At 37.7% G+C, this 5,176-nt stretch carries 5 protein-coding genes; 2 read left to right on the top strand and 3 right to left on the bottom strand.

Going from position 1 to position 5,176, the window contains the following annotated elements:
• Positions 1-154: 154 nt before the first annotated feature.
• On the top strand, positions 155-1,192 hold the full coding sequence (tsaD, locus tag ARSQ2_RS10040) for a tRNA (adenosine(37)-N6)-threonylcarbamoyltransferase complex transferase subunit TsaD (protein ID WP_181995212.1): 1,038 nt from the start codon (positions 155-157) through the stop codon (positions 1,190-1,192).
• Between the two features lie 32 nt (positions 1,193-1,224).
• On the opposite strand, the gene plsY is transcribed toward tsaD, so the two are convergent.
• Entirely contained in the window at positions 1,225-1,887 is a 663-nt protein-coding gene (plsY, locus tag ARSQ2_RS10035; protein WP_181995211.1) for a glycerol-3-phosphate 1-O-acyltransferase PlsY, read from the bottom strand.
• A 368-nt stretch (positions 1,888-2,255) separates the two neighbouring features.
• Here plsY and folB point away from each other — a divergent pair, with 368 nt between their 5' ends.
• Positions 2,256-2,612 (top strand): bifunctional dihydroneopterin aldolase/7,8-dihydroneopterin epimerase, encoded by a 357-nt coding sequence (gene folB, locus ARSQ2_RS10030; RefSeq protein ID WP_181995210.1) that lies wholly within the window; start codon positions 2,256-2,258, stop codon positions 2,610-2,612.
• Between the two features lie 6 nt (positions 2,613-2,618).
• On the opposite strand, the gene ARSQ2_RS10025 is transcribed toward folB, so the two are convergent.
• Together ARSQ2_RS10025 and ARSQ2_RS10020 are read right to left on the bottom strand one after the other, a co-directional pair.
• On the bottom strand, positions 2,619-3,857 hold the full coding sequence (locus ARSQ2_RS10025; RefSeq protein WP_181995209.1) for a multifunctional CCA addition/repair protein: 1,239 nt from the start codon (positions 3,855-3,857) through the stop codon (positions 2,619-2,621).
• Between the two features lie 9 nt (positions 3,858-3,866).
• A complete protein-coding gene (locus ARSQ2_RS10020; protein WP_181995213.1) occupies positions 3,867-4,490 on the bottom strand; it encodes a TIGR04211 family SH3 domain-containing protein in 624 nt (207 codons plus the stop codon).
• Between the last annotated feature and the right edge of the window lie 686 nt (positions 4,491-5,176).

Raw genomic sequence — 5,176 nt, 5'->3', positions numbered from 1 at the left:
AAAAATATATGTTTTTCTCCAATATAAATTTACTGATATAGAGTAATTAATTGTAATCATTTTAAAGTCGCCTAGCTATATTTGCTGAGAAGTTGCACCTTTTTTACATAAATAGTGATAAACTTCGGCTATTAGCGAAGGTGGTGAGTAATATATGCGTGTTTTAGGTATAGAAACATCTTGCGATGAAACGGGTATCGCGATTTATGATGATCAATTAGGTTTATTAGCCAATCAATTATATAGCCAGGTAAAATTGCATGCGGATTATGGCGGAGTGGTGCCTGAATTAGCTTCTCGCGATCATATTCGTAAAACAATTCCTTTAATTAAAGCGGCACTACAACAAGCGGATTCAACTGCTGGTGATATTGATGCGGTTGCTTATACCGCGGGTCCTGGTTTGATCGGTGCTTTATTGGTGGGAGCAACAATTGGGCGTTCATTAGCATTTGCTTGGCAAGTGCCGGCTATTCCTATTCATCACATGGAAGGGCATCTACTGGCGCCAATGCTGGAAGAAAATAGTCCTGAATTCCCTTTTGTAGCATTATTGGTCTCTGGTGGGCATACTCAGTTAATTAATGTAATAGCGATTGGTCAATATCAGTTATTAGGCGAATCAATTGATGATGCTGCGGGTGAAGCTTTTGATAAGACAGCAAAATTATTAGGTGTGGATTATCCCGGCGGGCCAGCACTCTCATTGATGGCAGGGCAGGGACAGGCTGGCCGTTTTGTATTTCCTCGTCCGATGACAGACCGCCCGGGACTCGATTTTAGTTTCTCAGGGTTAAAAACTTTTGCTGCCAATACCATTCGTAATAATAGTATGGATAAACAAACCGCTGCTGATATTGCTCGGGCATTTGAAGATGCTGTTGTGGATACATTAGTGATCAAATGTAAACGTGCTTTAGAAAAAACGGCTTCTAAGCGTTTGGTTATGGCGGGTGGTGTAAGTGCAAATCCTACTTTACGGCTAAAAATGGCAGAATCGATAACAAAAATTGGCGGCCAGGTTTTTTATGCTCGACCAGAATTTTGTACTGATAATGGCGCAATGATAGCGCTGGCCGGCATGATCCGTTTAAAAAATGGCGTAAGTAATAGCTTGGATATCACAGTGAAAGCACGTTGGCCACTAGCAGATTTATCACCGTTAGCAACAACAACTGTGCATAAATCATAAATCGACTTAAAGTCTAAAAATTAACACAGTAATCAGTAGTTAATCATTTTTTCTTGCTTTTTAGTGTCTTGAATCAGTTCTTTATTTGTTTTTTCGCTTTTTTTCTTCATTTTTTGCCATATACGGCTTTCTTGGCCTCTCCACAGACGCTGAATGTTATCATGATGGCGAAAGAGTATGAAACATGAAAGCATCGCAACCGGGAAGGTGAATTCGGGTTTAAACCACCAAACATAGAAGGGAGCTAATAGAGCAGTGACAATAGCTCCTAATGATGAATATCCACTGAGTAGTACAGTCAGTAGCCAGGTACCCGCGACAATGCCAGATAACCCCCAGCCAATGGCAACAATTGAGCCAAAAGCAGTAGCAACGCCTTTTCCACCTTTAAAACCAAAGAAAATGGGGTAAATATGGCCAAAACAGGCGGACATGGCAATAATTGCAAGGTAAAAAGGAGGAATATTTAAATAATAGGCTAGCCATACTGGGACCATCCCTTTTAGGATGTCGAAAATGAGCACAGCTAAAGCAGCCGCTTTTCCACCAATGCGTAACACGTTGGTTGCTCCAGGATTCTCGGAACCATGGCGTCTGGGATCAGGAAGACTTATCAATCGGCAGATCAAGACGGCGCTGGAGATTGAACCAGAGAGATAAGCGAAGATAATCATGCTAAGTGCGATTGCATTCATATCATTACTCCAAATAATCAAGATCTTTTTAACTTAACGTATTAATAAGACATGTGTTTTATCAAAGTATTATTTGCATACTGTGTTTTAAAGATCATAGAAATATCAGATCATTAATAAAATATACAGTATAGTTGTTAGTAACACTAAGGAATATTTTTGCTAAATTTATTTTTTAGTGATAGTGAATTATTTTTCAACTTTTTGGTTTTTTGGGCAAAATCTGTCAGCATGATAGTCGTTAATCTTCTATTATTGCCGCAAATTTTACTAAAATGTGTGATCATTGAGGCATTTTTGTCAATGATAATAGAGAAGTATCTGGAAAGCGATTATTTATCGCAATTAAAAAAATGAGAAAAGGTTAAATGGACATTATATTTATTGAACAGTTATCAGTATTCACAACCATTGGTGCTTATGATTGGGAACACACGATCCAACAGAAATTATTGATCGATATTGAGATGGGATGGGATAATCAGCAGCCAGCCAAAAGTGATCAAGTGGAAAATTGTTTAGATTATGCGCAGGTTAGTCAAGTGGTAATTAAACATATAGAAACACAAAAATTTGCATTGATAGAACGGGTTGCGCAGGAGATTGCTGATATTATTTTAAATCAGTTCAATAGTTGTTGGGTTTGCGTTAAAGTTTGTAAGCCAGGTGCCGTGGCGCAGGCTAAGCAGGTTGGTGTGATTATAGAGCGGACAAAATCTGTTTAGGTTAGCTTAAATCGGTAAAATGGTTTGTTGCTGCCACCAGTCAGTTAATGTTTGTATACGTTTTCGGTTAAGCTCATCCCTGATCGCGATACCTTTTATACCCTGCTCAATAAGATCTTTGCTTGATACTTGTTGTACAGTCTTAAATGCTTCAATAACAAATTTAGCTTGTGGATAAGTGATATGCTCTCGCCCTATCCGGCCGCGGGCATCTGCTTCACAGGCGATGACCAATTGATTGATACGCTCCGGCTTGCGCCAACTATCTAATTGATTAAATAGATTAATAACAGTTTCTGGTGTTAACTGATGAATTTGGTGGATTTGTTGATGAAAACGAGCCACTAAGTTAGCTAACTCTTTCATTCTATTAGGAATACGTAGTCGATCCCACATAGCTTCAATTAGCGAAATACCTTTGCTAACATAATCGTTATGAGCGGGACATTGTTCATATGGGGTCAGCGCTTTACCAAAGTCATGGCAAAGAGCAGCGAAGCGAGTTTCGACATTGTCAGTTAATGAGGCCGCTACCTTTAAGGTTAAAAGCGTATGTATTCCGGTATCTATTTCGGGATGTGATTTTGCCGCTGCGGGTGTGCCAAATAATTGATTAATTTCAGGAAAAAGAATAGCTAGCCCGCCACAATCATATAAGACACGAAAATAGATTTCAGGCGATAATGATTGTAATGCTTTTTCCGTTTCTCCCCACACTCTTTCTGCGCTAATTGTACTAAGCTCATGATTAAAAAGCATTTTTTTCATCAACGATTTTGTTTCATTGGCAATAGTAAATTTTTGGTTAGCTAGTCGAGCAGCAAAACGTGCTACTCTGAGTATTCGCAAAGGATCTTCGGCAAAAGCAGCGGAAACGTGGCGTAATAGGCGATTTTTTATATCCCGTTCACCATGGTAGGGATCAATCAGTTGCCCATCTTCAGTTTGCGCAATCGCATTGATGGTCAAATCTCGACGTAACAGATCCTCTTCTATCGTGACATCAGGTGCGGCATAGCAAGAAAAACCAGTATAGCCGACACCCGTTTTGCGTTCTGTACGAGCCAGGGCATACTCTTCACGTGTTTTTGGATGGAGAAAAACGGGAAAATCCTTACCTACTTGTTGGAAACCTAATTTAATTAAATCATCTGGGCTAGCTCCGACCACTACCCAGTCACGATCAGAAACAGGCAACCCTAATAGCTGATCTCTTACCGCGCCACCAACAAGATAAATCTGCATGGTATTTTTTTAATTCATCCAGCGTTCATTATGTTTTTTATGTCGTGGGATGAGATGAGGTAATAATAAACCAAAAATTAAACCTGCCCCGGCAACGCCACCGCCATACATAAACCACTGTAAAATGAGCTCACGGCGATTATTATCAAGATTGATTTGTGCAATCTCTAATTTTTTTCCTGAGCGAATTAACTCATTTTTCAGTTTTTCGTTTTTTGCGGTTAGATTAGCAATAGTTTGATCACTGGCTGCCACTTTGCTTTGCATTTCACTGGTTTGATTATTCCAGTTACTATCAATGGTGGTCAATTTTTCATGTAATTCTTGATTTTCCTTTTCAAGTAAGGGAATACGTGCTTTTACACTGGGTGTTTTTCTGAGTTTATTTTTTGGTAACCAAGAAATTATTCCTTTATAATCAATAACTTGGGAGTAGCCGGTTTCAGCATTTGTGTTCAATAACTGAACTTGATCACTACTTTTAAGGCTACCAATAATGCGATAATCGGTTCCAGGTCCTCGATGGATAAAGGTAAGCAGTTCATCAGAAACATAAAGCGTTTCTTCTCCTTGAGTTGTCATTGGCAGGTTAAACCCTATCAATGTTAAGATAAATAAAGGCAATTTTCTCATTGTATTCAACTATCTTCAAACTGTGAAAAAAGTGCTATTAGCTGATACTAATGCGTTAAATGTATTGATGCAAATCTAAAGAGGTAAAATAATAATTCTTTTAATTGATTTGCCATTATTAATAATATTTCATTTTTTATTATTTTCAGGTAAAAACCATAGAATAAAATTCTTTGTTAGTTATTTTCTGGTGTTTAGTTATCAATATAGCCTTAATTAATATTAGAATTTTTTGTTTTTAGAAAAATGTTTTTTACTGTTAGTAAGGAAAAATGAATCACGCTTTGGCTGCTGTTTTCTGGCTTATTTATGTTAAACTTAAAACTCCTTTCTATCGTTAGTCATGAAACTGTCCATTTTTAATCAGCGACAGAGTAAGAAAAAATAACAATCTACATTAAGTATGCGTCTAGACAGTATAAATAAAAATAGAAACGTTTATCCTTCGGGGGAGAAATATCAGAAAATCTGGACTAAATATGCGTCAGCTAGAAATTGAATTAAAATTATCTGTTCTCCCTAAAGCTATCAATGGGATCCGTGAAAAAATAATATGTTTTCGCTATACACATTTCTCCTTACATAAACTGTCAAATATCTATAGTTAAGCGACTTAATTTTGATTACACCATATTGAGTGCGAACAAAATATCTGTGTCGCATCCGAGCGCTCTTTTTTTTGCATT

The organism is Arsenophonus endosymbiont of Bemisia tabaci Q2, assembly GCF_902713415.1.
Classification (GTDB): Bacteria; Pseudomonadota; Gammaproteobacteria; order Enterobacterales; family Enterobacteriaceae; genus Arsenophonus.
Note: the sequence above shows the minus strand (reverse complement) of the source record. Positions and strands in the feature narration are given on the sequence as shown.

Bases quoted from the DNA above. Each gene is read 5' to 3' on its own strand.
- ARSQ2_RS10020 (WP_181995213.1), bottom strand. From the start codon at position 4,490: ATGAGAAAATTGCCTTTATTTATCTTAACATTGATAGGGTTTAACCTG.
- folB (WP_181995210.1), top strand. From the start codon at position 2,256: ATGGACATTATATTTATTGAACAGTTATCAGTATTCACAACCATTGGT.
- tsaD (WP_181995212.1), top strand. From the start codon at position 155: ATGCGTGTTTTAGGTATAGAAACATCTTGCGATGAAACGGGTATCGCG.
- plsY (WP_181995211.1), bottom strand. From the start codon at position 1,887: ATGAATGCAATCGCACTTAGCATGATTATCTTCGCTTATCTCTCTGGT.
- ARSQ2_RS10025 (WP_181995209.1), bottom strand. From the start codon at position 3,857: ATGCAGATTTATCTTGTTGGTGGCGCGGTAAGAGATCAGCTATTAGGG.